Here is a 26,151-nt window from a genome sequence, read left to right on the forward strand (position 1 = left end):
CGGAACGGGCCGGCAGACGGCCGCGTGCCCCTCCTGTTCGCGGGATGAGGGCACGAGGAACGTCCGGGCTCCACAGGGCAGGATGGTGGCTAACGGCCACTCGGGGCAACCCGCAGGACAGTGCCACAGAAAGCAGACCGCCCGCCCGGTCGGTGTTCGCACCGAACGGCGCAGGTGAGGGTGAAAGGGTGGTGTAAGAGACCACCAGCGGCCCCGGTGACGGGGTCGGCTCGGTAAACCCCATCCGGAGCAAGGCCGAACAGGATGCGTTCGAAGGCTGCCCGCCTGAGCATCCGGGTTGGCCGCTCGAGCCTGCCGGCAACGGCAGGCCTAGATGGATGGCCGTCACCTCGGCTGGAGCGATCCGGCCGAGGCACAGAACCCGGCGTACCGCCGGCCCGTTCCCTCGCACCTGCACCCTTCAGTGCCCTGCGATCCCCACGGCGGTCGCCCCCCGCAGGCACGTCCTCCCATACCGAGTGCTCGGTGACGCGTATCGCATCCTGGACCGGCCGTCGTCGGGCCCTGCCGTTCCGTGACGGGGCCAGGAATTCACTAGACTGTCACTGCCGAGCCCTGCCGGGGCCGCGGACGGCCACGACGGGCCGTGACCGTCATCTGACGTGCGCCCGCCGGGCGCTTGAGGCGACAGCGCCGTCGCCCCCTGGGAACAGGGCCAACGAGGGAAGGACCCACCGTGGCAGAGAACACCGCCGAGACCGGCTGGAACAACCGCGAGGCACTCGCCGAGAAGATGGTGCCGCTGATCGGCACCCTGTACCGCGACCACAACGTGGTGACGAGCATCTACGGCCGTCAGCTGGTGCACAAGGGCGTCATCGACATCATCAAGGCCCACCGCTACGCCCGTCAGATCGACGAGGCCGTGCTGCCGGTCGAGGAGACCTACCCCCTCGTGGAGGCCATGGCGCAGATGGACCTGGGCGCCGCCTCGGTGGACCTGGCCCGCCTGGCCAACAAGTTCAAGCAGTCCGGCGGCTCAGACGTGAAGGCCTTCCTGGAGACCGAGCTGGCTGACGTGGCCGGTCAGGGCGGCCAGGGCATCACCGAGCCCACCGACGTGGTCCTCTACGGCTTCGGCCGCATCGGGCGTCTGCTGGCCCGCATCCTGCTCTCGCACGCCGGCGGCGGCTCCTCACTGCGTCTGCGGGCGATCGTGGTCCGCAAGAACTCCGAGGACGACCTGGTCAAGCGCGCATCCCTGCTGCGCCGCGACTCCATCCACGGTCCCTTCGAGGGCACCATCACCGTGGACCAGGAGACCAACACGATCACCGCCAACGGCACCGACATCCAGGTGATCTACTCCAACGACCCGGCCACCGTGGACTACACCTCCTACGGGATCGACAACGCGATCATCGTGGACAACACCGGCCGCTGGCGGGATGAGGAGGGCCTGGGGCAACACCTCAAGGCCAAGGGTGCCGCCAAGGTGCTGCTCACCGCACCGGGCAAGGGCGACATCAAGAACATCGTCTTCGGCGTGAACTCCGAGGACATCGCCGAGGGCGACACCATCCTCTCCGCCGCCTCCTGCACCACCAACGGCATCACTCCGGTGCTCAAGGTCATCAACGATGAGTACGGGATCGACCACGGCCACGTCGAGACCGTCCACGCCTACACCAACGATCAGAACCTGACCGACAACTTCCACAAGGGCTCGCGCCGTGGACGTGCCGCCGGGCTGAACATGGTGCTGACCGAGACCGGTGCGGCCAAGGCCGTGGCCAAGGCACTTCCCGAGCTGCAGGGCAAGCTCTCCGGCAACGCCATCCGCGTCCCCACCCCGGACGTGTCCATGGCGATCCTGAACCTGGAGCTGGAGAAGCCCACCACCGTGGAGGAGCTGAACACCCGCCTGCGCACCGAGTCCCTGACCGGTGAGCTGCGGGCACAGATCGACTACATCCACTCCCCGGAGATCGTCTCCACGGACTTCGTCGGCTCCAACCGCGCCGGCATCGTGGACGGTCTGGCCACCATCGTCAACGGCGGCACCCACGCCATCGTCTACGTCTGGTACGACAACGAGTTCGGCTACTCCTGCCAGGTGGTCCGTGTGATCGAGAAGATGGCCGGCGACGCGCTGCCCACCTTCCCGAAGGCCTGACGTCCAGGTCTTGACCTGAGCGACTGACGAACGGGGCGGTCCCACCGGAGACGGTGGGGCCGCCCCGTTCTCTGTCTGCCGAGCAGTTCCGCCTCTTGCACAGCGGACCCTCGGAGGTGGCGTTCCAGGACCGGGGCTCCTCCCCTTAACCTGTCCGTCGCCTGTGTTCGAATATGTGTACGAAAAGCTGACGGTGGGCGTCGGGACACGGATCGAACGGGCGGAGGTGGAGACCATGACCGAGGTGTTGGGGACAGATCTGGACGGGCAGGGCTTCGGTGACCTGCTCGAGGCCGCTGCGACTCTGCTGGCCGAGATTGCCCCTCGTGCCGTGGATCCCGGCTTCCTCGACGCACTGCCGCCGGTCCTCACACCAGCGGCAGACCAGGACTGGGGCGTCTACTCCGCCGATACCCAGCCCCGCCTCGCCAGACCGAGGTCCTGCCGCCGGTCTGGCCGATGCTGGCCGAAGCTCTGACTCAGGGGACCATCCCGTCCAGCTCTGTAGACCACATCGCCTCGGCACTGTCCACCGCACGCAGGCTGGGCAGTCACCGTGAGGTCGACCACGCTCGGGTGGCCTCCCTGCTGCGCGAGGCCGAGGTGACACTGACCGCACAGGCCCAGGGGCTTGACCCAGACGTCATGCGTCGAGTGGCCGCACACTGGCTCGCCTGGTTCGAGGCGGCGATCGATCCAGACGGAGACGTACCGTCGGACGCTGAGCTGCAGGCGCGGAAGGGATCCCTGCTCCAGGCTCTGGGATCACCGTAGCGGCTGGGCGCCACCGGGGATCCGGCGGACGCCACGGGCGATCGATTCATCTCCTCGGCGGCATTCACCGGCCCCATCAGCCCAACGTCGATCCGCCGGTGGCTCTGCGACGGAACGGTGCTGCCTGTGGTACTCAACGGACAGGGGCGCGTCCTGGACACCGGCCGGGAACAGCGGCCGTTCCCGCTCCGCCTGCGTCGCGCCGTCGCAGCCCGTGACGGCGGGTGCGCGGCACCGGACTGCTCGATGCCAGCGCCCTGGTGCGAGGTCCACCACATCCAGCACTGGGACTTCGGCGGTCCCACCAGCGTGGACAACGGGGTGCTGCTGTGCTCACACCACCATCACGCGGTGCACGCCGGCGCGTGGAGCATTGAGAATCGCCAGGGTGTGCCGTGGTTCATCCCGGCGGCGTACCTGGATCCAGCCAGGACGGCGCAGCGGAACGTGTTCTGGCGGTCGTGAAGAGACTCAGCGCCGGCCAGTCTCTGGGGCGGGCGCCTCGGTGGCGGTGTCCTCACCGGAGCCGGCGATCTCGGCCGGATACACCTCATCGTGGCCGAAGGGGTCCTCATCCTCGCCAGGCATCCACGTGGTGCCCGGCACGGTCCAGCCTTCGCGGCGCAGGGCCTTCTTCCAGCGGCGGGTCCACTTGCCGTTCAGCCGGTTCACGTAGAGATAGCCGTCGAGGTGGTCGTACTCGTGCTGCATGATGCGCGCGAACCAGCCGGTGGCCTCGAAGTCAATGGGGTTGCCGTCCACGTCGAAGCCCTGGAGACGAACGTGATCCGAGCGCTTCAGGGGGAAGCCGTAGCCCGGTGCGGAGAGGCACCCCTCCGTCTCGGTCTCCTCGTCCGGCTCCTCCTGGGAGACCTTGCCCAGCAGCGTCAGCACCGGATTGATCACGTGGCCGGTGTTGGGCACCGGGCCGGTGTCCCCGAAGGTCCAGGTGAAGATGCGCAGCCCCACGCCGACCTGAGGTGCAGCCAGTCCTACGCCACGTGCCGCCACCTGGGTCTCATACATGTCCTGGACCAGGGTGCGGATCTCGTCATCGATCACCTCGACATCGGCTGCGCGTCGGTGCAGGACCGGCTCGCCGTGGACGGTGATGGGACGGATGGCCATGCTGGGCACTCCTGGGGGTCGTGGACTGGAGGGATCGGGTGGGCAGGGGGGCGCGCCTCCCTGTTGCACCGGATGATTCTAGTCCGGGAGCGGCAGACCCAGGGCGGGCCGGTCAGGCCAAGACGCTGAGAAGGTCAGCGCAGGCCTGCTCGCACCGGCGGCAGGCTTCGGCGCAGATCCGGCAGTGCTCGTGCATCTCGGCATGGCTGCCGCACTCTTCCGCGCAGGAGGCGCAGGAGGCTCGGCATGCCTCCACGAGTGCGCGGATGGTGTCGACCTGATCAGACTGACCGGTCAGCCGAGATAGGACCCTGCCCGTAGTGCCGCACACGTCGGCGCAGTCGGCATTGGTGCGGATGCAGGACCGGAGGTGGCCCACATGCTCCTCAGCCAGACACGCGTCTGCGCAGGCCGTACAGGCCTGGGCACACTCGAAGCAGGCGGCGATGCATGCCGCCAGCTTCTCCTGGTCGATCTGAGGGGCGTCAGGGTGGGTCGTCAGCATGGAGGTGATATGCGTCATGCAGCCGACCCTAGCCAATCGTGGAAGGGTCCGGGAAGGGGCCTGCGGCCCTCGTCCTCATCCCAGGTCCACGACCTCGAACTCCAGCAGATCGGCACCGGTGGCGACCGGCTGACGCTGCTGGCCGTCGTCGTGCCCGGTGTTGCGTCCTGAACGCCACGCCTCGAAGTCCTCCTCCGTGGCCCAGTGGGTGACCACGAAGTACCGGGACTCGCCCTGGACCGGGCGCAGCAGCTGGAAGCCCTCGAAGCCCGGGGCCTGGTCTACGGCATGCTTGCGGGCTGCGAAGCGCGCTTCGAGCTCAGTGCCCTGGCCCTCCGGGACGGAGATGGCGTTGATTTTCACGACGGTCATGATGCTCCTTGAGGTGGGGTGGATGGGGACGGTGCGGTGCCACAGTTGCCCAACGGCGGCGGGGCCATGTCCAGGCGCGCGGTGGGCGGGCCCGTTGAACGGTCCGTAGGGGTGCTGGTGTGGCGGGGACCGTGACGATGATCGAGGCCAGGGCTACACACACCATGGTGACATTGAAGAGTAGCCCCATGGCACCGCCGAAGCGCAGAACCAGGTTGTCCTGGCGCCCCACGAACAGTCCCCATTCCTGGGTTAGGGCGGGGTCGACCAGCTGTCCGGCCGCATAGATGGCTGCCGATATGGCCACTCCCATGGCATTGCCCAGCGAGGAGGCCATCTTGTACATGCCCGCTGCGGCACCTGCCGCGGAGTCGGGCACCGTGGACAGGGCGGCATCCAGGGAAGGCGTGGCGTAGAAGCCCAGCCCGATGCCGAACAGGGTGAAGCCGATGACGGTCAGGACCACGTACTCGCTCAGGTGCAGGAATGTGGTGGAGCACAGGAGCACTCCTAGGCCGGTGATCATGCAGCCCCACATCATCGGCCGGCGCGGAGGGCATGATGCACGCGGCGGAGAGGCCCTGGACGGTGCGCCCGGCCAACAGTATGGCGGAGGTGATTCCGGCGTTCTCCGGGGTCAGCACGATCAGTAGGGAACCGACGATGCTGAAGATGATGCCGATGCGCAGGATCTTCACCCGGCCGATCCGGTCCGCCAGACCGCCGGCCACAGTCGTGGGTCTGCAGGTGGAAGCGCGGCTTGAACTCGGTTGCGCCCGTGGCGGCCCGTGGGCGGGGACCGGACCTCTAGTGCAGCCGACGGTCACCCGGCAGCAGCAGACGCAGCCAGTGGTGACCGTACCCGTCCAGGGAGACCGTGAGCCGACCGCCGGCCTCCACGGTCCGGTGCGAACCGTCATGCAGGTCCAGCACCTCGGTGCCCTCCTCCACGTCCTGCAGCGTCACGGTGATCTCCGTGGCCTCCGGCGCAAGGTTGTGCACCAGCACCGAGCTGGCCGTCCCGCCGCCGAACTGGGCCCAGGTGCAGCGGTGGGCCAGCACCGCCGGGACCTCATGGTCCAGCACCTCGAACTCGCCCATCCCCACCTCGGGGCACTCGCGGTACCGCCGGGCCAAGGTGCTGATGAAGGCCAGGAGCGAGTCCGGATCGGAGCGCTGCTGCTCGGCGTTGACGAACTCCGGTGAGTAGGCACCCTCGGTGACCGGTGCCGCCAGACGCGACGGAGCCGCCGTCGAGAATCCGCCGTTCTTGCCGGCGGTCCACTGCATGGGGGAGCGCACCGCCATCCGCCCCTCGATCTGAAGGTTCTCGCCCATCCCGATCTCCTCCCCGTAGAACAGCACGGGCGTGCCGGGCAGGGCGAACAGCAGAGAGTAGACCATCCGGATTCGGCGCGGATCCCCGTCCAGCATCGGGGGAAGACGGCGGCGCAGCCCCCGGTCGAAGAGCTGCATGTCCTCCTCCGGACCGAACGCCTCGAACACCTCCTGGCGCTGCTTCTTGGTGAGCTTGTCGAGCGTCAGCTCGTCGTGGTTGCGCACGAAGTTGGCGAACTGGCTGTGCCGGGCCAGCGTGGGCCGGCGCCGCAGCGTCTGGACCATGGGGGTGGCATCCTGCCGGGCCAAGGCCAGGTACATCCGCTGCATCAGCTCGAAGTCGAACATCATGGTCAGCTCATCGCCCTCGGCTCCGCCGAAGAAGTCCACCTGGTCCCGGTAGGTCACATTGACCTCACCCAGGAAGATGGCATCGCCCCGACGACGGCCCATGAAGGCCTTGAGCTCCCTCAGGTACTCATGGGGGTCACCATAGAGCTCGGACCACCGCTTCGGCAGGCCACGGTCCTCGATGAAGAACGGCACCGCATCCACCCGGAACCCGTCCAGACCCACCTGCAGCCAGAACCCGATGATCTTGGCGATCTGCTCCTGGACCTTCGGGTGGGCGATGTTCAGATCGGGCTGTTCGGTGTAGAAGTTGTGCAGGTAGTACTGACCGGTCTTCTCCTCATAGGCCCACAGCGAGTCCTCCTGGTCCGGGAAGACCACATCGTCCGAGGTGTCCGTGGGCGGCTCGTCCCGCCAGACGTAGAAGTCCCGGTAGGGGCTCTCCTTCGAGGACCGTGCGGCCTTGAACCACGGGTGCTTGTGGGAGGTGTGGTTCACCACCAGGTCGGCGATCACCCGCATGCCCCGGTCCTTGGCGGTGCGGATCAGCTCCACCAGGTCCCCGTGGGTGCCCAGCCTCGAGTCCACGCCGTAGTAGTCGATGATGTCGTAGCCGTCGTCCCGGTCATCGGTGGGATAGAACGGCATCAGCCACAGGCACGTCACGCCCAGTTCGGCCAGGTAGTCGATCCGCTGGGCCAGGCCCACCATGTCGCCCACGCCGTCATCGTCCGCGTCGAAGAACTTCTCGATGTCCAGGCAGTAGACCACGGCGGACTTCCACCACAGGTCTGAGGTCTCGGTCTTGAGCATGGAACTCTCCTTGGGGGTGAAGCAGCGGGAACGGGTCAGTGCAGCTGGGGGAGCACGCGCTCGCCGAAGGCCTCCAGGAACGGGCGCTGGTCCTGGCCCACGTGGTGGAGGTAGACGGCGTCGAAGCCCAGATCGGCCAGGTCCTGGATGCGCTGGGTGAGCTCGCCAAGATCCGAGCCGATCAGCACGGAGCGCTCCAGCTGCTCCCGGCTGACCCCGTCGGCACTCACGGCGTCGTAGTCCACCACGCGTAGGTCGGTGTTGGCCGGCGGGGAGAAGACATTCGAACGCCACTGGTCCTGGGCGATGCTCCACGCCAGTTCGTCCGTGGGCGCCCAGCACAGGTGGATCTGCAGGATGCGGTGGTCAGCCCCGCCGGCGTCCTCCCAGCGGCGCAGCATCTCGGTGAGCGTGGCCGGATCCTGGTTGATGGTGACCAGACCGTCCGCCCACCGGGCCCCGCGTTCGGCGGTCTCGGCGCTGATGGCCGGAGCGATCAGCTGCGGCTTCGGGTCGGCGCGTTCCCACACGGTGGCTTCGTGCACGGTGACCAGTCCTTCGTGGGAGACCGTCTCTCCGTCCAGCAGGCGGGAGATGATGTCCACGCACTCCTCGAGCCGCTGCTGGCGCAGGTCCTTGCGCGGCCAGGCCTCGCCGGTGACGTGCTCGTTGGCGTGCTGGCCGGTCCCCAGGGCAGTCCAGAACCGGCCCGGGTACATCTGGCCCAGGGTGGCGATGGCCTGTGCGACGACGGCCGGATGGTAGCGCTGTCCCGGTGCGGTCACGGTGCCGAAGGTGAGGTCGGTGGTCGCCAGGGCGGCGCCCAGCCAGGCCCATGCCAGCCCCGAGTGGCCCTGCCGGCTGGACCAGGGCTCCAGGTGGTCCGAGCACATGGCTGCCTGGAACCCTGCCTGCTCGGCCAGCTGGACGTCGGCCAGCAGCTGCCGTGGGGAGATCTGCTCGTGGGATGCGTGGAATCCGTACACGGTCATGCTCTGTGTCTATCAGAGCAGGCCGGTGTGGGGGAGGGGTTGATCAGTACACGAAGATCCGCAGCCACTCCGGGTTGTGGGCGTGCACGATCGCCAGGAAGACGATCACGTCGAACAGCAGGTGCACCACCACCACGTAGGTCAGGTTGCGGGTGCGGTTGAAGATCCAGCCCTGCAACAGGGCGAACGGGATGGTCAGCAGCGGACCCCAGGAGCGGTAGCCCAGCTCCCACAGGAAGGAGACGAAGATGACCGCCTGCAGGATGTTCGCGGTCCACAGCGGGAAGTGCCGGCGCAGCAGGGCGAAGCAGGTGCAGATGAAGAACAGTTCGTCCCACAGGCCCACGAAGTTCACGCCCACGAAGAACCGGGCCAGCTCGGAGGCCTCGTGCACGGCCGGCCAGTTCCGATACGCGCCGGAGTGGATGAAGTAGGCCGGCAGGATCGCCCATCCCAACAGGGGGACCGCCACCACATAGGACCACTGGACCCGGTTCCACCGCTTGGCGGTGCGCCACGGGTACACGATCGCACGACGCTTCAGCCACAGCCGGTCCAAGGCCAGCGGGACCAGGACGGCGGCGGTCAGCACCGCGCCCAGGACGAAGAACCGGTCCCAGCGCAGGTCCGCCTCCACGGACGTGGTGCTCACCACGGCGATTCCCGCACCGATCAGGGTCAGATCCCGTCCGAGCTCGCGGTCCACACGCCAGGCCAACAGCAGGCTCGCCACCAGCACCAGGTGACCCCAGCCGGGCAGGAACAGCCCGAAGAGGATGAACGCCGAAAAGGAGACGCCAGCAGCCCCCGCCAGACCCCCAGGGGAGCCGAGCCTCCGGTCTGCGACCACGGTGTCTGGACTCTGCAGTGGCATGGACCCAGTATGACAACAGCAGAGGCCCGGAACCTCGAAGGAGATTCCGGGCCTCTGACCTGGGGTGAGTGACGGGGATTGAACCCGCGACCTTCTGGACCACAACCAGACGCTCTGCCGACTGAGCTACACCCACCATGCGCTGGAACGGAGCGATCCGTTCCTGGCAGCGCGTTCAAGTGTACACGGTTTTTCAGCTGCCCAGTGCGCCATCCGTCCCGGCGATGCGCGCGCTGATGGACTTGGCCGTCTCGGAGTCCGGCCCCGGTGCGGGGACCATGATGGCCTCGCGGTAGTAGCGCAGCTCGTTGATGGAGTCCACGATGTCCCCCAGGGCCCGGTGGTTGCCGGTCTTCTCGGGGGACTGGTAATAGGCCCGGGGATACCAGCGGCGGGCCAGCTCCTTGACCGTGGAGACGTCCACGATCCGGTAGTGCAGGTGATCAGTCACTGCCGGCATGTACCGACTCAGGAACGCCTTGTCCTGTCCCACCGAGTTGCCGGCCAGCAGCGCCTTGCCCGGCTCAGGGCAGTGCGCGCGGATGTACTCCATGACCCTCTCCGAGGCCTCGTCCAGACTCACGCCGTGCTCGAGCTGCTCCAGCAGCCCGGAGGTGGTGTGCATGGTCCGCACGAAGTCGTCCATCTGCTCCAGCGCCTCCTGCGGGGGCCGGATGACCACATCCACCCCCTCGCCCAGGACGTTCAGCTCGGGGTCGGTGACCAGCACCGCCACCTCCACGAGCGCATCCCGGTCCGGGTGCAGTCCGGTCATCTCACAATCGATCCATACGAGCTTGTCTGCTGTCGTTGCCACGCCTCCCACAGTAGCCGCCACGCCGATGATAGATTGTGCGCAGTCTCCGCAGCCCTGGAAGGATCCGCCCCTGATGAGCGTGCCCGCCACCCGGACGGATCCGGTCTCCGTGACCCGCTCCGGCGCGGTCTGGATCCCCGTGGTCGTCGGCTTCCTCGGTTCCCTGGCCGTGCTGGCCGGGTCACTCTCCGTCGGCTGGCTGGCCTCCGTCTCGCCGATCAACCGGTGGCAGTGGCTGATCCCCTGGCGCACCACGGAGTCCGGCGTCATCACCGGAACCCTGACCCTGACCATCGGCTGCTGGCTGATGTTCTGGGCGTGGATCCGGCTCGGTCAGGTGCTGCGCCCCTTCGGACCGGGCGCTCTGCGCACGGTGAACTGGGTGAGCGCCCTGTGGTGCCTGCCCCAGCTGTTCTGTCTGCCGATCTTCTCCCGGGACATCTTCGCCTACGTGGGCCAGGGACGGCTGATGGTCGCCGGACAGGACCCCTACGAAGACGGGATCTCCACGCTCTCCAACTGGTTCCAGCTCGGGGCCGACACCACCTGGGCGGACACCGAGACCCCCTATGGGCCCGTGTTCCTCTGGATCGAGGAAGCGGTGATGCGGATCGCCGGAACGGAGTCCCCCGACCTGGCGATCTTCCTGTTCCGCCTGGTCGCGGTGGCGGGCGTGGTGCTGATCATGGTCTTCGTGCCGCTGCTGGCGCGCCTGCTGGGCACCGACGGGGCCCGCGCCCAGTGGATCACCGTCGCCAATCCGCTGTTCATCATCAGCTTCGTCGCCTCCGGGCACAATGACTCCCTCATGGTCGGTCTCGCCCTGGCCGGCGTCTGGTGTGTGGCCACCGGGCGAGGACTGCTCGGCGTGCTGCTGGTGACGGCCTCGGTCGGCATCAAGCCCATCACCCTGGTCCTGTTGCCCTTCATCGGCCTGCTCTGGGCCGGGCGCGGGGCATCCTGGACCCGGCGCTTCACCTTCTGGGCACTGACCGCCGGCATCGCCGGGGCCGTGATGGCCGTCGTCGGGGTCCTCAACGGATTCGGCTGGGGCTGGCTGACCGTCATGCTCGGCACCGGGACCGGCTCGGTGCCGTGGTCCCCAGTGGGCATCGCGGCTGAGGCCACCAAGGTGGTCCTGGACTCGCTGAACATCCCGGACCACTGGGTGCTGGACACGTTCAAGACCGCCGGGCGGCTGCTCTCAGTCCTGGTGGTGCTGTGGCTGATGTTCCGTGGCCGCCACGAGCACCTCATGCAGCGCATGACCTGGGCCTTCACCGCGCTGGTCATCCTCTCGCCGATCATCCAGCCCTGGTACCTGCTCTGGCTGCTGCCGTTCTTCGCGGTGATCGGCATCCGCTCCGACTGGCAGCTGAAGTGGGTCGTCTTCACGGTGGCCTTCTTCGTGGCCTTCGGCGCAGCCGACCAGCTCTTCGTCTGGCAGTTCCTGGACATCGAGCAGCCCCTGAAGGTCCTGTCCACCATCGTCTCCTGGGGCTGCATGCTCTGGATCCTGCTGCTGGACCCGCTGACCAGCAGGATCATGAAGGAGGAGTGGCACGTCCGTCCGGCGCTGAAGTCCCTGTGGAGACGGGTACGACGACGGCCGGCGGCTTCGTGAGCACGGCTCACCGCACGCTGCAGTCGGATCTGCGCGGACTGGTCGAGGCCGGGCGGCGCCGGCTGGAGACGGCCCCGGCCACACGATGGCTGATCGGCGGCGACGACCAGGCCACCGGCCACTCGCTGCTGCAGGGGCTCCTGGGGTCCCTGCTGATCATGGTCGGCTCCTGGGGCGTGGGGTGGATGGCCACCACCCCCAGCTCGTGGTTCGCCCGCACCACCGTGCTGAACCCGGTGCGGGTGGAACCGGTCGGCGTGATCCTCTGCGCCGTGCTGCTGGTGATCGGCTGCCTGGTCCTGGTCCGGGCCTGGCTGCGCCTGGGCCAGCGTCTGGAGGGACGGTGGGCGGACGGACGGGGCCCCGTGATCCAGGCGACCTGGCTGTGGACCGCTCCGCTGCTGTTCACCTTCCCGATCTTCTCCCGGGACGTCTACTCCTACCTGGCCCAGGGGCGGCTGCTGCACGCGGGACTGAATCCCTATGAGGAAGGGGTCTCGGCCCTGCCCGGCTGGTTCATGCACGGCGCGGACAGCATCTGGGCCGAGTCGCCCTCTCCCTACGGGCCGCTGTTCCTGATGATGGCCCAGTTCGTCTGGTTCGTCACGCACGGCAGTCCGGAACCGGCGGTGATCCTCTTCCGCGCGATCGCGGTGGCCGGGCTGGCCCTGTGCCTGTGGGCGGTGCCTCGGCTGGCGCAGCGGTTCGGCTCCGAATCCGGGTGGGCGGTCTGGATCTGCGTGGCCAACCCGCTCTTCGCGCTGTACATGGTGGCCGGCGTCCACAACGACTCGCTCATGCTGGGCCTGCTGCTGTGCGGGTTCGTGCTGCTGCGCTCCACCGCGGACCCGGTGCGCAACGGTCTGGGACTGGTGCTGGTGGCCCTGTCCGTGGCGATCAAACCGCTCACGGTGCTGGCCCTGCCGTTCGCCGGGCTGCTCATGCACACCGGCAGTGCCCGTCCCGGGCTTCCGGACGGCCTGCCCCGGCCGGTCCCCGGGCTGGCCGATCGGATCCGCTCGTGGGTGCTCACCGGCGCCGTGGCACTGGTGGTGCTGGCCGTCGTCGGGATGCTCAGCGGCCTGTGGTTCGGCTGGATCCCGGCCATGGCGACCTCCGGGGACGCCGCCTTCCCCTACGCTCCGTTCGGGCTGCTGGGCCTGGGTGTGGGCTGGTTGGTGGACATGATCTTCCACACCGGAGTGCGTCCGCCGGCCAGCGTGCTCTATTCGCTGGGCACGGTGACCGCCCTGGTGCTCACCGCCTGGCTCGCGTTGACCCGGAGGCCGATCAACCCGGTGCTGGCCACCGGCCTGGCCCTGCTGGCCGCCGTGCTGCTGGCGCCGATCATCCAGCCCTGGTACCTGTTGTGGGTGCTGCCGATGTTCGCCGTGGTGCGCCGCTGGACGGGCTGGCCCGTGTGGTGCCTGCACCTGCTGGTGATGCTGCTCGTGGTGATCGGCGTGGTGGACCAGCTCTCCGTGGCCCAGTGGATCCCGCTGCTGTGGGTGCGCATCATCACTGCCGTGGCCGGTGCGCTGTACCTGGTGTACATCGTGGCCCTGGACCCCAAGACCTCCGCCCTGTTCCCGTTCGCGGGCTGGGCAGCCCTGCGCCGCAGTGCTCGTGCACCGTCCCCGGCGACCACCACCGAACCCCAGGAGCACTGATGTCCCGTTCCTCCTCCTCACGCGCCCCACATCCGCTGCTGGACCGGGTCGGGGCGGCTGGCCCCCATGGTCCGGACCGCCGACTCGTGCTGGTGCTGATCGGCGTCACGGTGGTGGCCGCGGTGATCGCCCTGCTGACCAAGCAGTGGTGCCGGATCAATGGCTGGGCCACGCCGGACGTGCACATCCACATGTGCTATTCGGACTTCGGACAGCTCTTCCCCACGCGCGGCCTGGCGGAGGGCTGGTTCCCGTTCTTCACCCCGTTGCCGGAGGAGCAGTGGATGGAGTACCCGGCGCTGTTGGCCGTGGTGGCCGGGGTGACCGCGTGGCTCGTGCCGGGGGAGGGCGCCACCCTGGAGCGGACGGTCACCTACTTCGACATCAACGCGGTGGGTGCGGCACTGTGCTGGATCATCGTGCTGGTGGCCACCGCCTACAGTGCGCGCGGCCGGGCCAAGGACGCCCTGATGGTGGCCGTGGCCCCGGGCATCATCCTCACCGGGTACCTGAACTGGGACCTGTGGGCGGTCATGCTGGCCTCCCTGGGGCTGCTGCTGTGGTCCCGCCGGATGCCCACCCTGGCCGGGTTCGTCCTGGGCCTGGGCGCGGCCATGAAGCTCTACCCGCTGTTCTTCTTCGGCGCCATCCTGGTGCTGTGTTGGCGCACGGGCCGGTGGGGGGTGTTCGTGAAGTCCCTGGTGGCGGGCATCGTGGCCTGGCTGCTGGTCAACGTCCCGTTCATGCTCACCGCCTTCGAGCAGTGGAGCCGGTTCTACACCTTCTCCGGGGACCGGGACGTCTCCTTCTCCTCGATGTGGCTGGCCTTCACCTGGACCGGCTGGTCCGGGGAGACCTTCTCGCTGATCTCCAACGGACTGTTCGCCCTGTGCTGCCTGGGCATCGCCTGGCTGGGCCTGTCTGCACGGCACCGTCCCCGGATGGCCCAGCTGTGCTTCCTGATCGTGGCGGCGTTCCTGCTGCTGGGCAAGGTCTACTCGCCGCAGTTCGTGATGTGGCTGATCCCGCTGGTGGTGCTCGCCCGCCCCGACTGGCGTCAGTTCTGGATCTGGCAGGCCGTGGAGGTCTACCACTGGGGCGGAGTGTGGATGGAGTCGGCCCGGATCACCTCGAACGGCGCGTTCGGCGACGGCGCCCTCTGGATCCCGCTCTGGTACGGCTCCGGGATCGTGCTGCACATGGCCGCGGTCATCTGGATCTGCGTCTCGGTGCTCCAGGACATCCGGGACCCCGAACGTGACCTTGTGCGGCGCGGACCGGGTGCCGATCGGCCGCTCTACGACCCGCTCGCCGGGGTGCTGGAGGACGATCCTGACCGGTTCCTGCTGCCGCCGGCCGGCCGCGGTCCGGTGCGGGCCTCGGCTCAGCCGGCGTAGCCCACGCAGGTGGGATCCACCGGCTGGTCCCGGTGCAGGACCCACACGCCGTCATCGTCCGCGGAGACCACCTGGTAGCCCAGCCGCTCGCCGCGCTCCAGCGCCTGGTCCGGGGTGAGCGGGTCCCAGCCGCCCAGCTCCTCCACGGTGGTGTCGATGATCATCCACGTGGCCAGATCGTCCCCGATGTCCCCGTGCAGTCCCACATACGTGCGGTCCACCAGGTGCGGCACCGCGTTGTCCGCGGCCTCCACGCACACATTGTCCGGGATCATCTGCACCGCCCGATCCAACGCCTGGGCGTGCTCGGGCAGTCCCCAGTTCGAGCCGGTCACGGTGCGCTGCAGGGGGAAGACCTGGGGGAAGGCCAGGGTGCCCAGGACTGCGCAGGCCAGGAACGTCGTCGTGAAGACCAACGGGAGGCGGCGTCCGCGGGAGGCGGGGGAGACGACGGCGGTGGAGGACCGGGCCCAGCGCACAGCGCTGGAGGAGCCCGACGACGGCCCCTCGGCTCGGGACGCACCCCACCGACGCTCGGCGCGGGAGTCGGTCCAGGCCAGCAGACGGCCCAGAGCCTCCAGGGCGGCCAGCAGGAAGATGACCCCGAGGATCGCGTCGTACTGGTAGACCGGGCTCCACACGTTCAGCCGGTCGTTGAACAGCCGGGACAGCAGGATCGGCAGGCCGATCAGCGTGTAGGGAGAGAGCACCGGCAGCAGCCAGAGCACCACGAAGTGCAGCAGCCACAGGGCGACCTTCAGGGGGTGGTCGAACAGCACCGCGGCGGCGGCGAAGGGCTCGGTGAACATGAACCGGATCGAGCTGGTCAGGTCCGGGCCCAGCGCCGTGAACTGCCAGTAGCCGAAGTCCCCGGTGGGGGAGAAGTGCGGGATCACCACGGAGGTGGCCACGTAGTACCCGGCCACGCCCAGCACCGCTGTCACCACAGCCTGCAGCCAGGCGCGCTTGATCAGCAGGACCACGGCGAGGGCGAGCAGGGTGATGCCCATGTCCTCGCGGACCAGCAGCAGGATCGAGGCCAGGCCCACGGCCAGCCAGGGTCGGCGGGCGTCCAGGGCCCAGATCACCCAGGCGATCACCGGGACGCCGAGCGTGATCTCGTGGAAGTCCCAGTTGACCATGGCCTGGAACGGCCACCACAGGAGCAGGCCGGCGGCGGCGATGAGCGATGCCGCGTGGCTGAACCGGCGCCGGGCGAAGAGGTAGACGGGGATCGCGCAGGAGACCAGCGCCGCGATCATGGCGATGTTGAGCACCCGAGGGTCGTCCCAGATCCAGTACAGCGGGGCCAAGCCCGCCAGGATCGGATGGAAGTGATCGCCGAGGATGTGGAAGTCAGCACCCTTGACGGCCACGATCGGCTCACGGAACAGCGCGTACTGGCGCACCGCCTGATCGAAGATGCCGAGGTCGTAGCCCTTGGCCTCGTAGTTGCGGAAGCGCAGCAGGGAGTGGACCAGGTACAGGCCGGCGGCCACGGTCATCACCAGGCCCAGCTGCAGCCAGGTGGCGGCGTCCAGACGAGGGCCGCGGTCCACGGCACCGTCTCGGCGGGTCCGCTGCTCAGACTCGATCACGGATCCACCCTCCGAGGCATCTGGTGCTGGTGACGACCCGGTGGACCGTCGGTATGGCGCCCCAGGAGGGAATCGAACCCCCGACCAAGAGATTAGAAGGCTCCTGCTCTATCCGCTGAGCTACTGAGGCTAGGCGCAGGCCAGTCTACCGGGCATGGCGGGAGGACCCTGCGCGGACCTGGTCCCCTCCTGCACAGCAGACCTGACGTCGGCAGCGGTCCCCAATCCGCACCAGACCCCTCGTGCCTGCGGCGGTTCGGATCTGGACTGGTCCTGTCGGCGCCGGACAGGACGGGTGCCGGCCGCCTCCGGACCCACCGGCGGTGTCAGCGCCGGGCGTGCTCCGGCACCACAGGAAGGGCTCATCATGAGCGATCTGATCACCGTGCGCGGCTTCGTCGCCACCGACCCGAACAATCGGACCATGAAGTCCGGGCAGAGGATGTCCAGTTTCCGGCTGGCCTCCACCGAGCGTCGCTTCGACAAGCAGTCCCAGGGGTGGGTGGACGGCACCACCAACTGGTACACCGTCAACATGTTCCGGGCGCTGGCCGAGAACGCGGGCATGTGTCTTCACAAGGGGCAGCCGGTCATCGTCACCGGTCGGCTGCGCATCCGCGACTGGCAGACGGAGGAGAAGTCGGGCACGGCCATCGAGATCGAGGCGGACACCGTCGGCCATGACCTGGTCTGGGGCACGTCCCTGTTCCACCGCGTCAACCCCAAGACCTCGGCATCCTCCGATGCAGAGGACCAGCAGGACCAGGAGGACGACGCGGACGAGGCATCGGAACAGTCCCCCGCTGCGGCTGCCCCGTCCCACGTGGACACCGAGACCGGAGAGATCACCGATGGCGCAGGGGAGTCCACGGGGTTCACGGACCCTGGCCCCTCCACGGCGGGCGTCGATGACTGGGGAGCCCCCTTGACCGCGCACCCGGCACCGGTCGGGGCGTACTGACCCGCTGGCGGCCGGGGCCGGTCTCACCGCGCCCCGGCAGCCACCTCGGGCTGGTGGCGGCAGCCACGTTCCTCGATGCGAGGAATCAAGCGGGCAGGGTCTAGCCTGGAGAGCATGGCTGAATTCATCTACACCATGGTCAAGGCCCGCAAGAAGGTGGGCGACAAGCTGATCCTGGACGACGTGACGATGTCCTTCTTCCCCGGAGCGAAGATCGGCATGGTCGGCCCCAACGGCGCCGGAAAGTCCACGATCCTGAAGATCATGGCTGGACTGGACCAGCCCTCCAACGGCGAGGCCCGGCTCTCTCCCGAGTACTCGGTGGGCATGCTCATGCAGGAGCCGCCGTTGAACGAGGAGAAGACCGTGCTCGGCAACGTCCAGGAGGGCGTGGGCGAGATCTACGGCAAGATCCAGCGCTACAACCAGATCTCCGAGGAGATGGCCGATCCTGACGCGGACTTCGACGCGTTGATGGAGGAGATGGGCAAGCTCCAGGAGGAGATCGACGCCGCCGACGCCTGGGACATCGACTCCCAGCTGGACCAGGCCATGGACGCCCTGCGCTGCCCTCCGGGCGATGCCGATGTCACCAAGCTCTCCGGTGGTGAGCGTCGCCGCGTGGCCCTGTGCAAGCTGCTGCTGCAGAAGCCGGACCTGCTGCTGCTCGATGAGCCCACCAACCACCTGGACGCCGAGTCCGTGCAGTGGCTCGAGCAGCACCTGGCCTCCTACCCCGGCGCCGTCGTCGCGGTGACCCACGACCGGTACTTCCTGGACCACGTGGCCGAGTGGATCTGTGAGGTCGACCGCGGCCGTCTCTACCCCTATGAGGGCAACTACTCCACCTACCTGGAGAAGAAGCGTGCCCGCCTGGAGATCCAGGGCAAGAAGGACCAGAAGCTGGCCAAGCGCCTCTCCGAGGAGCTGGACTGGGTCCGCTCCAACACCAAGGGTCGTCAGGCCAAGTCCAAGGCCCGTCTGGCCCGATACGAGGAGATGGCCGCTGAGGCAGAGAAGACCCGCAAGCTGGACCTGGAGGAGATCCAGATCCCGCCGGGACCGCGTCTGGGCACCCAGGTGATCGAGGCCAAGAACCTGAAGAAGGGCTTCGGGGATCGCGTCCTGATCGACAACCTGTCCTTCTCCCTGCCGCCCAACGGCATCGTGGGCATCATCGGTCCCAACGGCGTCGGCAAGACCACCCTGTTCAAGACCATCGTGGGCCTGGAGCCGCTGGACGGCGGCGACCTGAAGATCGGCGACACCGTCAAGATCTCCTACGTGGATCAGTCCCGCGGCGGGATCGACCCGGAGAAGTCCCTCTGGGAGGTCGTCTCCGATGGTCTGGACTACATCAAGGTCGGCAACGTGGAGATGCCCTCGCGCGCCTATGTCTCGGCGTTCGGCTTCAAGGGCCCGGACCAGCAGAAGCGCGCCGGAGTGCTCTCCGGTGGTGAGCGCAACCGCCTGAACCTGGCCCTGACGCTCAAGGAGGGCGGCAACCTGCTGCTGCTCGATGAGCCCACCAACGACCTCGACGTGGAGACCCTGACCTCCCTGGAGAACGCCCTGCTGGAGTTCCCCGGCTGCGCCGTGGTCATCTCCCACGACCGCTGGTTCCTGGACCGCGTGGCCACCCACATGCTGGCCTACGAGGGCACCGAGGAGGACCCGGCCAACTGGTACTGGTACGAGGGCAACTTCGAGTCCTATGAGGCCAACAAGATCGATCGTCTGGGCCCGGAGGCCGCACGCCCGCACCGTGTGACGCACCGCAAGCTCACCCGCGACTGATCCCCTCCGTCAGTCCAGCTTGCCTGGACTGCGAACGCCCCCGCACCTTCACAGGGAAGGTGCGGGGGCGTCGTCGTGCTGGCTTGGCGCAGACCTCAGATGGTCACCAGGTCCGTGTTGCTCAGGCGGGCCGAGTAGTGCTGGCGGACATCGACCTTGCGCTCGAGGTCGGCGATGATGGCCGGAGCGAAGTCCACCCCGTACAGTTCCTGGCAGGAGCCCAGGCCGCCGGGGGAGAAGACGTTGACCTCCATGAGCTTGTCGCCCACGATGTCCAGGCCGACCAGGAACATGCCGTCGGCGACCAGCTTGGGCCGGACCAGCTCGACCATGTGCAGCATCTCGTCGGTGACCTTGGCCTTCTCGGCCTTGCCGCCGGCGGACATGTTCGAGCGGACATCCCCCTCGGCGTTGCGGCGGCGGAAGGCTGCGTACTCGCCGTCCACCTGCAGTGGCCGTCCGTTCATCAGGAACATGCGGACATCGCCGTTCTTGGCCTCCGGCAGATATTCCTGGGCCACCACGTAGCCGTCACGGGCGATCGCCTCGACGATCTGGTTCAGGTTGGGGGACTCCTTGCGGTCCACCAGGAACACCCTGGAGCCGCCTGAGCCCTGCAGGGGCTTGAGCACGGCCTTGCCGCCCATCTCGTCCACGAAATCCGAGATCATGGCCTCATCACGGGAGATGAGTGTCTTGGGGCGAACAGCCTCGGGGAAGTGCTGGAAGTAGGCCTTGGAGAGGGCGTTGGCCAGCGTGTGCGGGTCGTTGACGACCAGGACGCCCGTGGAGGCGATCAGCTGTCCGAAGGCCACTCCGGCGGTGGGTGCCCACGGGCGGTCGGAGGCGTCATCGGCCGGGTCGTTGCGCAGCATCACCACGTCGAAGTCATGCACCGAGACCTGTTTGCTGGACTCCGGCTTCTGCACGTCCTCGAGGTACCGCTCCAGGGAACGGTAGTTCTTGTCACCGGCGCCGGCCGCCCGGACGGACAGGGTGCCGTCGGGTTCGTAGGCAAAGTCACCGGTGCCGGTGAGCCAGACTTCGTGGCCAGCCTGGCTGGCGGCCATGGCCAGCCGGGTGGTGGTGTAGGTGTGCTTCTCGGTGGCGACGTCGTTGACGACGAATCCGATCTTCATGGGGTCTCCTCCGGGGACGGGGTGTGGAAGGTCTGGATGAGGTGGTGCGTGAGGTCAGGAGGCGACCAGCAGCGCCGGATCGCCCAGGGCGGCGGCGCGTCCGAGACGGGCCGCGGAATCCTCGTCCTCCAACCACCGCGGGGTGAGCCGGGGCGGCTCCAGGACGCCGCGCTCCTGCAGGTCGGTGACCAGCGGCAGGTCCTCCAGGGCGAACTTGCCCAGCAGCAGCAGGTCCAGGGAACCTCCGTCCTTGAGGTGCTCGAGCAGCTCGAGCATGCCGCGCAGATAGATGGCGTCCTTGGTCATGCCACCGGAGCGGAAGGCACGCATGGTGGTGGTGAAGGCCGAGGAGGCGGGGATGCCGTCCTCCAGCAGCGCCTGGTGGGCCTCGGCGAAGTTCGCTCCGGAGACCATGCGATGCACGGTGAGCACGCGGGCGGCAAGCTGACGCAGCCGGAAGGCGGTCAGCCCCCCACAGGCGACCTCGGCCAGCACCGCCAGTCCCTCCTGGGTCTCGTCATAGCCGGCCAGGCCGCTGCCCATGATCTTCACCGGCTGGGCCGAACCGTTGACATGGGTGACCAGGTGTGTGCCGACCTCATGGTGCAGCAGCGCAGCGGCACGCACCTTCTGCACCTTGGAGGACGGTCCCATCAGCAGGGACTCGCCGGAGACCATCACGCCGGAGACGTCTTCACGGATCTCGGCGTGCATCTCGATGTCCGGGTCCTGTTCGCGGTAGTGGCCGATCTCCTCGAAGGCCAGCTTCAGGAACTCCTCGGCCCGGTAGCTGCTGTCCTTGGTGGACTTGGGCACCGTGACGGACTCGAGGATCTGTTCGGCGGTATGGCGCAGGGAGGGGGTGATGGCGCCGTAGAGCTCGATGCTCAGCGGCATGAAGGCCTCGGTGTCCCGGGACTCGAGCAGATCGATCTGCAGGGAGAGTTCACGGTGCTTGTTGCGCAGCAGGGTGCCCAGGACGGCGTCGTCGACCTCCTGGATGGGGATGTCCTTGAGGACCCGGCGCAGCACATCGGGGTCGTCCTCGAGGTCTCGGTAGACGAACTCGGGGAGTCGACCGCTGGAGAGGAACTCCTCCCGGGCAGGCTCGACGTTCACCGGGGTGACGTCCAGCAGGAAGCGGAAGCTCTGGGAGACCAGGGCCAGCTCATGGTCGATGGCACGGTCACGCAGGGAGATGCCCCCGCTGGTGGACGGGGCAGGTTCATCTGGTGTGGTTCGCGGTGTCTTCGCGGTCATGGCGTGGGCACCTTCACCTGCTTCAGCGCCTCGGTCACCGCGGGCACGGTGGAGGCCAGGATCTGGGCCAGCTGCTCCATGTGCTCCTGGTCCGGCTGACCGGTCCATTCGTCCATCCAGGTCTTCTTGAACTCCAGGGCCAGGACGCAGGCGGTGTCCGGGTAGCGCCGGTGGATCCACCGGGCCTGGTTCTGGCCCCAGAACCGCACGTTCTCACGGACGTCCAGGGAACGACCGGTGGACGCCACCGTGGGCGACCCCATGGCCTCCATGAAGGCATCCACGACCCGGATCCAGGGTTCACGATCCAGGGAGCCGGTGCCGACGTTGATGTCCGGGTTGCCGTCCTGGGGTGCGGGCGGCTGGTCCTGTCCGTCCCGGTAGTGGTTGTAGGAGTGGATGTCGAAGACCACGAACGGACCGCGGGCGGCCAGCACGTCCAAGCGTCGGCCGAGCTCGGCGAACCAGGCATCGTGGACCTCGCGGCTGCGTTCGGCGATGTCATCCGGCAGTCGTCCGTCCCGCCACACGTCCAGTCCCCAGCACTCGTCCGGGGTCTGATAGACGGAGGTGGCCCGCGGACGGTTCACGTCCACCTCGAACCGAGAGCGGTTCATCACCAGTCCGGATCCGACCCCAGCGCCCAGACGATCGGTGAAGGGGTCCTCCTCGCGCAGCCGGGTGTCCTCGTCCAGGATCATGAGCTCACGGACTTCGTCGCGCAGGTCATGACCGGTGTGCACCGCCGTGAAGACCACCTGGCTGGCAGCGTCGGCTCTGGAGTCGGCCCAGGGCCCGACGGCGCGGAACGGAGCGGCCCCGTCCTCGCGGTCTCGACCATGCTGGGAAAGCTGATCTGCAGTGTGCGTGTCCATGGTGATCACGCTAGACCATGACAGGCGCGCCTGTGAGGCGGTTCACAGGAAGGGGGAGGGTGACGATGGGGTGATTCAGCGGGTGGGTCGCCGCCACGCGGTCTTGAGCACCAGGTCCTGGACGGCGTTGCGCATGGAGGACTGCACGCCGGTGGGCACCCGGATCATCCCCTCCTGGGCGACCGAGGCCACCAGCTCCCCGCTGCGCGTGTAGATCCGGCCCTGACCGAGTCCACGGGATCCCTGCGCTGAGGTGCTGGTCTGGACGTACAGCAGCCATTCGTCGACCGGGGCGGGGCGGTGCCACCACATGGCGTGGTCCAGGGAGGCCACGCTCATCCCGGGGCGGACCCAGGCCAGTCCGTGGCGGCGCAGCACCGGTTCCAGCAGGGTGTAGTCCGAGGCATAGGCCAGGGCGGCCCGTTGGACGTTCGCGTCCCCCTCCACCGGGGTGAAGGTCTTCATCCACACCAGGTTGGTGGCCACCTTCTCCTGAGCCGGGTGGAGGTACACCGGTGCGTCCACATGCCGGATGTCGAAGGGCCGGGCCCACGACCACTCGTGAGCGATCGGATGGTTCAGATGTCCCAGCCGGTCCGCTGTGGAGGGCAGGGACTCAGGATCCGGCACACCCTGGGGCATGGGCGCCTGATGCTCCAGCCCCCCGGAGGGCTCTTGGAACGAGCAGGTCAGGGACATCAGCGCCTTGCCGTCCTGGCTGGCGTGGACCCGCCGCACCGAGAAGGACCGTCCATCCCGAAGGTTCTCCACGGTGAAGGCGATCGGCTTCTGGGCATCACCAGGACGGATGAAGTAGCAGTGCATGGAGTGGGCTGCGCGCCCAGGATCCACGGTCCGGAACGCGGCGATCAGCGACTGGGCCATCACCTGGCCGCCGAAGACCCGGCCGTGGGCCTGCCGAGGTGTCTGCCCGGTGAAGGTCAGGTCTCCCGTGCGGGGATCGGCTCCGCCGTCCTCGAGAGTCAGCACCTGACGCAGCAGATCGGTGGGATCCTCGGGCGCTGGGACCGGCCGCTGCGCACCTCGCCGCGTGAGCCGACGTCGTCCCTGGTCACCGGTCATGGGGGTCCCTTCGCCGTGGCGCGGCCAGCGCCGGTGGAGTCTGCGGGCCCAGAGGGCCTGCCCGCCATCCTAGACCGGGCGCGGGGGGCCGGGATGGGACAATGGACGGCATGTCTGCCGCGTCTGTGTCCCGTCCCCGTGCCTCCTCCACGCCCGAACCGCTGGTCCTGGACGACCTGGATGCCGTGCGGGACCTGGAACGCTTCCTGACCCGGGCCAAGGCGATGTCCGACACCGGGGTTCGCCTGCAGAGCGCTGGCTCGGTTCTGGCCGCCTGGGTCTCGGTCCTGCAGCCTCGGGGGCTCGGCGACCGGGTGCCGGTGGCACTGGGGCTGCGGACGCTGCGGCTGACCGAGCCGGCGAGCCCCGCCGTGGACGAGGTCTACCCGATCTCCTCCATCCTGGAGCGGCTGGCGCGGATGCAGGGTGAGGGGCTGACCGCACTGGCCCATCCTCCCGTCACCGAGTCGGTGACCTGGACGGCCGTGACGCCTCCCCGCAGCGGGTGGCAGCCGGTGGCCGTGGTGGAGGACGCCGAGCTGCAGCAGATCGCTCAGGACGGCGTGCGAGAGCTCGGATCGGCCCTGCCCACGGACCCTGGCGCGTCCATGGTGGCCCAGGCGCGTGCCGCGGTGTGGGGCCGCATGCTCGGCGGCCCGAACGAGCACGAGGGCATCTTGCCGGCCGCCGCCGCCTTCGCCGCCCATGGACTGGGATTCCTCACCCCGGGCGGTTCGGCCACCGTGCACGCTCAGGGGCCATGGACCCGGCTCAGCTCCCCGGCCGGTCACGTGCTGTGCCGCACCTCTCCTCGGCTGTGACACGTCCTGCTCGGCGACCAACACCGGGCGAGATGGGCGCCCCGCCCTTGCAGGTTGAGCAGATCCTGGACGGCAGATCCGCCGTGCCGGTGTGGTTGAACGAGATCGGGGGAGTGACCTGGCAGATCGGCGACGGGGCGGACCGCGAGTTCCTCAAGGTGGGGCCGGTCCATCCCGAGTTCCAGGTGTTCTCGGACGTCGAACGGCTGCGCTGGCTGCAGACCTTCGTCCCGGTTCCGGCGGTGCTCGATGCCGGAGTGCGGGACGGCGTCGGCTGGCTGTGGACGGAGGGGCTTCCGGGAGCCTCGGCGGCGGACCCGGATCTGATGGCAGAGCCGGAGGAGGCCGTCGACGCCCTGGGACGGGCACTGCGACGCTTCCACGATGCGGTGCCCCTGACCGGCTGTCCCTTCACCTGGTCGGTGGCTGCCCGAGGAGGTGCGCCGGACGGACGACCCATCCCTGCCCTGGACCCGGTGGTGTGCCATGGCGACGCCTGCACACCGAACACGCTGCTGGCTCGGAAGGACGGCCGTCTGGAGTGCACTGGGTACGTGGATGTGGGCATGTGCGGGGTCGCCGACCGATGGGCTGACCTGGCCCCGGCGCTGATGAGCCTGGCCTGGAATCTGCCGGCTCCGGCGGACCGGAGTGACTGGACGGACCGATTCCTGCGGGCCTACGGGATCGAGAGGAACGCCGAGAAGCTGTCCTTCTACACGGACCTGTGGAACGCCGGGTGAGACTCAGGCGGAGTTGACCATGGAGTGGGCCGCGCGCTCGAGATAGTCCCAGAGCATGTGCTCGTGCAGGGGGGCCAGCTCCAGGGAGTCCACGGCCGTGCGCATGTGGCGCAGCCAGGCGTCTCGTGCCTCGAAGTCGATGGTGTACGGCATGTGGCGCATGCGCAGCCGCGGATGGCCCCGCTGCTCGCTGTAGGTCCGCGGGCCGCCCCAGTACTGCTCCAGGAACAGCAGCAGCCGCTCCTCAGCCGGTCCCAGGTCCTCCTCCGGGTACATGGGCTTGAGCAGCGGATCCTGTGCCACGCCTTCGTAGAACACCCGGCACAGCTTCGCGAAGGTCTCATGTCCGCCGACCTGATCGTAGAAGGTGGACTGCGGCTCTGCCGGAGCGGATGCGGCCGGGGAAGCCGCAGTGGCGGCTGCCGGCGACGCACCCGTCTCAGAGGTCCGAGTGAACGGCGGGGTGTGGGCCGCACCGGGGGAGACCGGCCGGTTCTCCAGCCCCGTCACCTGGGACGGGCGCTTGGCCTCACGGGGCCGCAGGACGGCGATCGGTGCGCCGAGTCGGCTGCTGAACTCCGGCAGATGCGGCATCTGCCGTGGCGCCTCTGGTTCGATCGTCACCGGAAAGTTCACCGACCGGGCGATGAAGCACCGCTCATGAGCCTGCGGATGGAGGCCATCGGCCTGCTCCCGCTGGGACTCCTCGGCCAGCCACACCTCAGGCCGCAGCACGGCGGAGGTGATCTGCCCGGCACCGTCCGAGGTGGTCTCCAAGGTCACCTCGGCGCGGCAGGCCAGGCCGGTCACGACGACGCCCGCCTGGGTGGCGCTGTGCAGGTAGGAGAGCAGGTGGCATTCGGTGAGGGCGGCCAGCAGCAGCTGCTCCGGATTCCACCGTGACTCGGCCCCGTGGAAGGCTCGGGCGGCCGAGCCCTGAAGCTCACCGGGGCCCTCAGCCTGGATCACCAGGTCACGGTCGTAGTCCTTGTAGCCGGAGGTGCCGGTGCCGCGGTTCCCGGTCCATTCTGCGCGCAGGGAGAAGCTGTGGTTCACACCCTCCAACCTACCGCGTGGGGCGG

General features: G+C 68.3%; 25 protein-coding genes, 2 tRNA genes, 1 other RNA gene and 1 pseudogene. 12 read left to right on the forward strand and 17 right to left on the reverse strand.

Translation table 11 applies throughout. From position 1 onward, the window contains the following. Positions 1-4 precede the first annotated feature (4 nt). From rnpB to ACEXHE_RS01575, 5 genes are all read left to right on the forward strand, one after another. An RNA gene (gene rnpB / locus ACEXHE_RS01555) (RNase P RNA component class A) lies at positions 5-406 on the forward strand. Between the two features lie 291 nt (positions 407-697). Beyond that, a complete protein-coding gene (locus tag ACEXHE_RS01560; protein WP_374784466.1) occupies positions 698-2,137 on the forward strand; it encodes a glyceraldehyde-3-phosphate dehydrogenase in 1,440 nt (479 codons plus the stop codon). Positions 2,138-2,300: 163 nt separating this feature from the next. Then, positions 2,301-2,615, forward strand: coding sequence for a hypothetical protein (locus tag ACEXHE_RS01565; protein ID WP_374784467.1), 315 nt, complete (start codon positions 2,301-2,303; stop codon positions 2,613-2,615). Continuing rightward, on the forward strand, positions 2,597-2,911 hold the full coding sequence (locus ACEXHE_RS01570; protein WP_374784468.1) for a hypothetical protein: 315 nt from the start codon (positions 2,597-2,599) through the stop codon (positions 2,909-2,911). Before ACEXHE_RS01565 ends, ACEXHE_RS01570 begins: the two co-directional genes overlap by 19 nt. A 246-nt stretch (positions 2,912-3,157) precedes the next feature. Further along, on the forward strand, positions 3,158-3,376 hold the full coding sequence (locus ACEXHE_RS01575) for an HNH endonuclease signature motif containing protein (RefSeq protein WP_374784469.1): 219 nt from the start codon (positions 3,158-3,160) through the stop codon (positions 3,374-3,376). 6 nt (positions 3,377-3,382) lie between these two features. Here the strand turns inward: ACEXHE_RS01575 and def are convergent, their stop codons facing one another. The 9 genes from def to orn form a co-directional block, all read right to left on the reverse strand. Beyond that, on the reverse strand, positions 3,383-4,039 hold the full coding sequence (def, locus tag ACEXHE_RS01580; RefSeq protein ID WP_374784470.1) for a peptide deformylase: 657 nt from the start codon (positions 4,037-4,039) through the stop codon (positions 3,383-3,385). A gap of 112 nt (positions 4,040-4,151) precedes the next feature. Continuing rightward, positions 4,152-4,562, reverse strand: a complete 411-nt coding sequence (locus ACEXHE_RS01585; protein ID WP_374784471.1) for a four-helix bundle copper-binding protein — start codon at positions 4,560-4,562, stop codon at positions 4,152-4,154. A gap of 57 nt (positions 4,563-4,619) precedes the next feature. After that, positions 4,620-4,916 (reverse strand): antibiotic biosynthesis monooxygenase, encoded by a 297-nt coding sequence (locus tag ACEXHE_RS01590; protein WP_091694288.1) that lies wholly within the window; start codon positions 4,914-4,916, stop codon positions 4,620-4,622. Beyond that, on the reverse strand, positions 4,864-5,442 hold the full coding sequence (locus ACEXHE_RS01595) for a hypothetical protein (RefSeq protein WP_374784472.1): 579 nt from the start codon (positions 5,440-5,442) through the stop codon (positions 4,864-4,866). Before ACEXHE_RS01595 ends, ACEXHE_RS01590 begins: the two co-directional genes overlap by 53 nt. 281 nt (positions 5,443-5,723) lie before the next feature. After that, positions 5,724-7,418, reverse strand: coding sequence for an alpha-amylase family protein (locus ACEXHE_RS01600; RefSeq protein WP_374784473.1), 1,695 nt, complete (start codon positions 7,416-7,418; stop codon positions 5,724-5,726). A 35-nt stretch (positions 7,419-7,453) separates the two neighbouring features. Further along, on the reverse strand, positions 7,454-8,410 hold the full coding sequence (locus tag ACEXHE_RS01605; RefSeq protein ID WP_374784474.1) for a TIGR03885 family FMN-dependent LLM class oxidoreductase: 957 nt from the start codon (positions 8,408-8,410) through the stop codon (positions 7,454-7,456). Positions 8,411-8,453: 43 nt separating this feature from the next. Continuing rightward, complete coding sequence (locus ACEXHE_RS01610) at positions 8,454-9,284, reverse strand: type II CAAX prenyl endopeptidase Rce1 family protein (protein ID WP_374784475.1); 831 nt, start codon at positions 9,282-9,284, stop codon at positions 8,454-8,456. Between the two features lie 60 nt (positions 9,285-9,344). After that, positions 9,345-9,420: transfer RNA gene (locus ACEXHE_RS01615), tRNA-His, on the reverse strand. A 57-nt stretch (positions 9,421-9,477) separates the two neighbouring features. Continuing rightward, positions 9,478-10,101: an oligoribonuclease gene (orn, locus tag ACEXHE_RS01620; RefSeq protein ID WP_374784476.1), complete on the reverse strand. Its 624-nt coding sequence runs from the start codon at positions 10,099-10,101 to the stop codon at positions 9,478-9,480. Between the two features lie 73 nt (positions 10,102-10,174). Between orn and mptB (ACEXHE_RS01625) the strand changes: the two genes are divergently transcribed. Genes mptB (ACEXHE_RS01625) through ACEXHE_RS01635 form a run of 3 tightly spaced genes read left to right on the forward strand, consistent with a single transcriptional unit; the run spans position 10,175 to position 14,792 of the window. Continuing rightward, entirely contained in the window at positions 10,175-11,725 is a 1,551-nt protein-coding gene (mptB, locus tag ACEXHE_RS01625) for a polyprenol phosphomannose-dependent alpha 1,6 mannosyltransferase MptB (RefSeq protein WP_260062372.1), read from the forward strand. Next, positions 11,659-13,395 (forward strand): polyprenol phosphomannose-dependent alpha 1,6 mannosyltransferase MptB, encoded by a 1,737-nt coding sequence (gene mptB, locus ACEXHE_RS01630; RefSeq protein WP_374784477.1) that lies wholly within the window; start codon positions 11,659-11,661, stop codon positions 13,393-13,395. The genes mptB (ACEXHE_RS01625) and mptB (ACEXHE_RS01630) overlap by 67 nt, the downstream gene beginning before the upstream one ends. Beyond that, positions 13,395-14,792, forward strand: coding sequence for a glycosyltransferase family 87 protein (locus ACEXHE_RS01635; RefSeq protein ID WP_374784478.1), 1,398 nt, complete (start codon positions 13,395-13,397; stop codon positions 14,790-14,792). Before mptB (ACEXHE_RS01630) ends, ACEXHE_RS01635 begins: the two co-directional genes overlap by 1 nt. On the opposite strand, the gene ACEXHE_RS01640 is transcribed toward ACEXHE_RS01635, so the two are convergent. Both ACEXHE_RS01640 and ACEXHE_RS01645 read right to left on the reverse strand, forming a co-directional pair. Then, positions 14,780-16,297 (reverse strand): DUF2079 domain-containing protein, encoded by a 1,518-nt coding sequence (locus ACEXHE_RS01640; RefSeq protein WP_374784839.1) that lies wholly within the window; start codon positions 16,295-16,297, stop codon positions 14,780-14,782. The genes ACEXHE_RS01635 and ACEXHE_RS01640 overlap by 13 nt on opposite strands. 147 nt (positions 16,298-16,444) lie before the next feature. Beyond that, positions 16,445-16,520 (reverse strand) — tRNA-Arg (locus ACEXHE_RS01645). Between the two features lie 237 nt (positions 16,521-16,757). Here ACEXHE_RS01645 and ACEXHE_RS01650 point away from each other — a divergent pair. Further along, positions 16,758-17,351 (forward strand): single-stranded DNA-binding protein, encoded by a 594-nt coding sequence (locus tag ACEXHE_RS01650; RefSeq protein WP_277244697.1) that lies wholly within the window; start codon positions 16,758-16,760, stop codon positions 17,349-17,351. Positions 17,352-17,465: 114 nt separating this feature from the next. Beyond that, a complete protein-coding gene (gene ettA, locus ACEXHE_RS01655; protein ID WP_091694261.1) occupies positions 17,466-19,148 on the forward strand; it encodes an energy-dependent translational throttle protein EttA in 1,683 nt (560 codons plus the stop codon). Positions 19,149-19,243: 95 nt separating this feature from the next. Here the strand turns inward: ettA and ACEXHE_RS01660 are convergent, their stop codons facing one another. From ACEXHE_RS01660 to ACEXHE_RS01675, 4 genes are all read right to left on the reverse strand, one after another. Beyond that, positions 19,244-20,287: a glutathione synthetase gene (locus tag ACEXHE_RS01660; RefSeq protein WP_374784479.1), complete on the reverse strand. Its 1,044-nt coding sequence runs from the start codon at positions 20,285-20,287 to the stop codon at positions 19,244-19,246. 54 nt (positions 20,288-20,341) lie between these two features. Further along, entirely contained in the window at positions 20,342-21,547 is a 1,206-nt protein-coding gene (locus tag ACEXHE_RS01665) for a flavohemoglobin expression-modulating QEGLA motif protein (protein ID WP_177227806.1), read from the reverse strand. Further along, entirely contained in the window at positions 21,544-22,422 is an 879-nt protein-coding gene (locus tag ACEXHE_RS01670) for an N-formylglutamate amidohydrolase (RefSeq protein ID WP_374784480.1), read from the reverse strand. The genes ACEXHE_RS01665 and ACEXHE_RS01670 overlap by 4 nt, the downstream gene beginning before the upstream one ends. Before the next feature lie 75 nt (positions 22,423-22,497). Further along, positions 22,498-23,505, reverse strand: a complete 1,008-nt coding sequence (locus ACEXHE_RS01675) for an acyl-CoA thioesterase (protein ID WP_374784481.1) — start codon at positions 23,503-23,505, stop codon at positions 22,498-22,500. A 110-nt stretch (positions 23,506-23,615) separates the two neighbouring features. On the opposite strand from ACEXHE_RS01675, the gene ACEXHE_RS01680 reads away from it, so the two are divergent. Continuing rightward, the gene (locus ACEXHE_RS01680; protein ID WP_356966131.1) at positions 23,616-24,326 is read left to right on the forward strand and encodes a hypothetical protein; all 711 of its coding nucleotides are present in this window, start codon (positions 23,616-23,618) and stop codon (positions 24,324-24,326) included. Between the two features lie 32 nt (positions 24,327-24,358). Continuing rightward, on the forward strand, positions 24,359-25,069 hold the full coding sequence (locus tag ACEXHE_RS01685) for an aminoglycoside 3'-phosphotransferase (RefSeq protein WP_374784482.1): 711 nt from the start codon (positions 24,359-24,361) through the stop codon (positions 25,067-25,069). A 3-nt stretch (positions 25,070-25,072) separates the two neighbouring features. On the opposite strand, the gene ACEXHE_RS01690 is transcribed toward ACEXHE_RS01685, so the two are convergent. Further along, positions 25,073-25,396 carry a globin gene (locus ACEXHE_RS01690; protein ID WP_245760586.1) on the reverse strand — a complete coding sequence of 108 codons (324 nt, stop codon included), beginning with the start codon at positions 25,394-25,396 and terminating at the stop codon, positions 25,073-25,075. Between the two features lie 297 nt (positions 25,397-25,693). Then, positions 25,694-26,125 (reverse strand): annotated as a pseudogene (locus tag ACEXHE_RS01695) (OsmC family protein); the annotation flags it as partial. Between the last annotated feature and the right edge of the window lie 26 nt (positions 26,126-26,151).

It is taken from the genome of Micrococcus sp. IITD107, assembly GCF_041927415.1.
Classification (GTDB): Bacteria; Actinomycetota; Actinomycetes; order Actinomycetales; family Micrococcaceae; genus Citricoccus; species Citricoccus terreus.

Excerpts from the sequence above, each read along its gene's own strand:
- ACEXHE_RS01635 (WP_374784478.1), top strand. The coding sequence starts at position 13,395 with ATGTCCCGTTCCTCCTCCTCACGCGCCCCACATCCGCTGCTGGACCGG.
- ACEXHE_RS01650 (WP_277244697.1), top strand. The coding sequence starts at position 16,758 with ATGAGCGATCTGATCACCGTGCGCGGCTTCGTCGCCACCGACCCGAAC.
- ACEXHE_RS01585 (WP_374784471.1), bottom strand. The coding sequence starts at position 4,562 with ATGACGCATATCACCTCCATGCTGACGACCCACCCTGACGCCCCTCAG.
- ACEXHE_RS01660 (WP_374784479.1), bottom strand. The coding sequence starts at position 20,287 with ATGAAGATCGGATTCGTCGTCAACGACGTCGCCACCGAGAAGCACACC.
- ACEXHE_RS01610 (WP_374784475.1), bottom strand. The coding sequence starts at position 9,284 with ATGCCACTGCAGAGTCCAGACACCGTGGTCGCAGACCGGAGGCTCGGC.
- ACEXHE_RS01680 (WP_356966131.1), top strand. The coding sequence starts at position 23,616 with ATGTCTGCCGCGTCTGTGTCCCGTCCCCGTGCCTCCTCCACGCCCGAA.
- ACEXHE_RS01675 (WP_374784481.1), bottom strand. The coding sequence starts at position 23,505 with ATGACCGGTGACCAGGGACGACGTCGGCTCACGCGGCGAGGTGCGCAG.
- ettA (WP_091694261.1), top strand. The coding sequence starts at position 17,466 with ATGGCTGAATTCATCTACACCATGGTCAAGGCCCGCAAGAAGGTGGGC.
- ACEXHE_RS01670 (WP_374784480.1), bottom strand. The coding sequence starts at position 22,422 with ATGGACACGCACACTGCAGATCAGCTTTCCCAGCATGGTCGAGACCGC.
- ACEXHE_RS01605 (WP_374784474.1), bottom strand. The coding sequence starts at position 8,410 with ATGACCGTGTACGGATTCCACGCATCCCACGAGCAGATCTCCCCACGG.
- ACEXHE_RS01570 (WP_374784468.1), top strand. The coding sequence starts at position 2,597 with ATGCTGGCCGAAGCTCTGACTCAGGGGACCATCCCGTCCAGCTCTGTA.
- mptB (WP_260062372.1), top strand. The coding sequence starts at position 10,175 with ATGAGCGTGCCCGCCACCCGGACGGATCCGGTCTCCGTGACCCGCTCC.
- ACEXHE_RS01575 (WP_374784469.1), top strand. The coding sequence starts at position 3,158 with ATGCCAGCGCCCTGGTGCGAGGTCCACCACATCCAGCACTGGGACTTC.
- ACEXHE_RS01685 (WP_374784482.1), top strand. The coding sequence starts at position 24,359 with ATGGGCGCCCCGCCCTTGCAGGTTGAGCAGATCCTGGACGGCAGATCC.
- ACEXHE_RS01600 (WP_374784473.1), bottom strand. The coding sequence starts at position 7,418 with ATGCTCAAGACCGAGACCTCAGACCTGTGGTGGAAGTCCGCCGTGGTC.
- ACEXHE_RS01595 (WP_374784472.1), bottom strand. The coding sequence starts at position 5,442 with ATGATCACCGGCCTAGGAGTGCTCCTGTGCTCCACCACATTCCTGCAC.
- ACEXHE_RS01590 (WP_091694288.1), bottom strand. The coding sequence starts at position 4,916 with ATGACCGTCGTGAAAATCAACGCCATCTCCGTCCCGGAGGGCCAGGGC.
- ACEXHE_RS01665 (WP_177227806.1), bottom strand. The coding sequence starts at position 21,547 with ATGACCGCGAAGACACCGCGAACCACACCAGATGAACCTGCCCCGTCC.
- def (WP_374784470.1), bottom strand. The coding sequence starts at position 4,039 with ATGGCCATCCGTCCCATCACCGTCCACGGCGAGCCGGTCCTGCACCGA.
- ACEXHE_RS01640 (WP_374784839.1), bottom strand. The coding sequence starts at position 16,297 with ATGACCGTGGCCGCCGGCCTGTACCTGGTCCACTCCCTGCTGCGCTTC.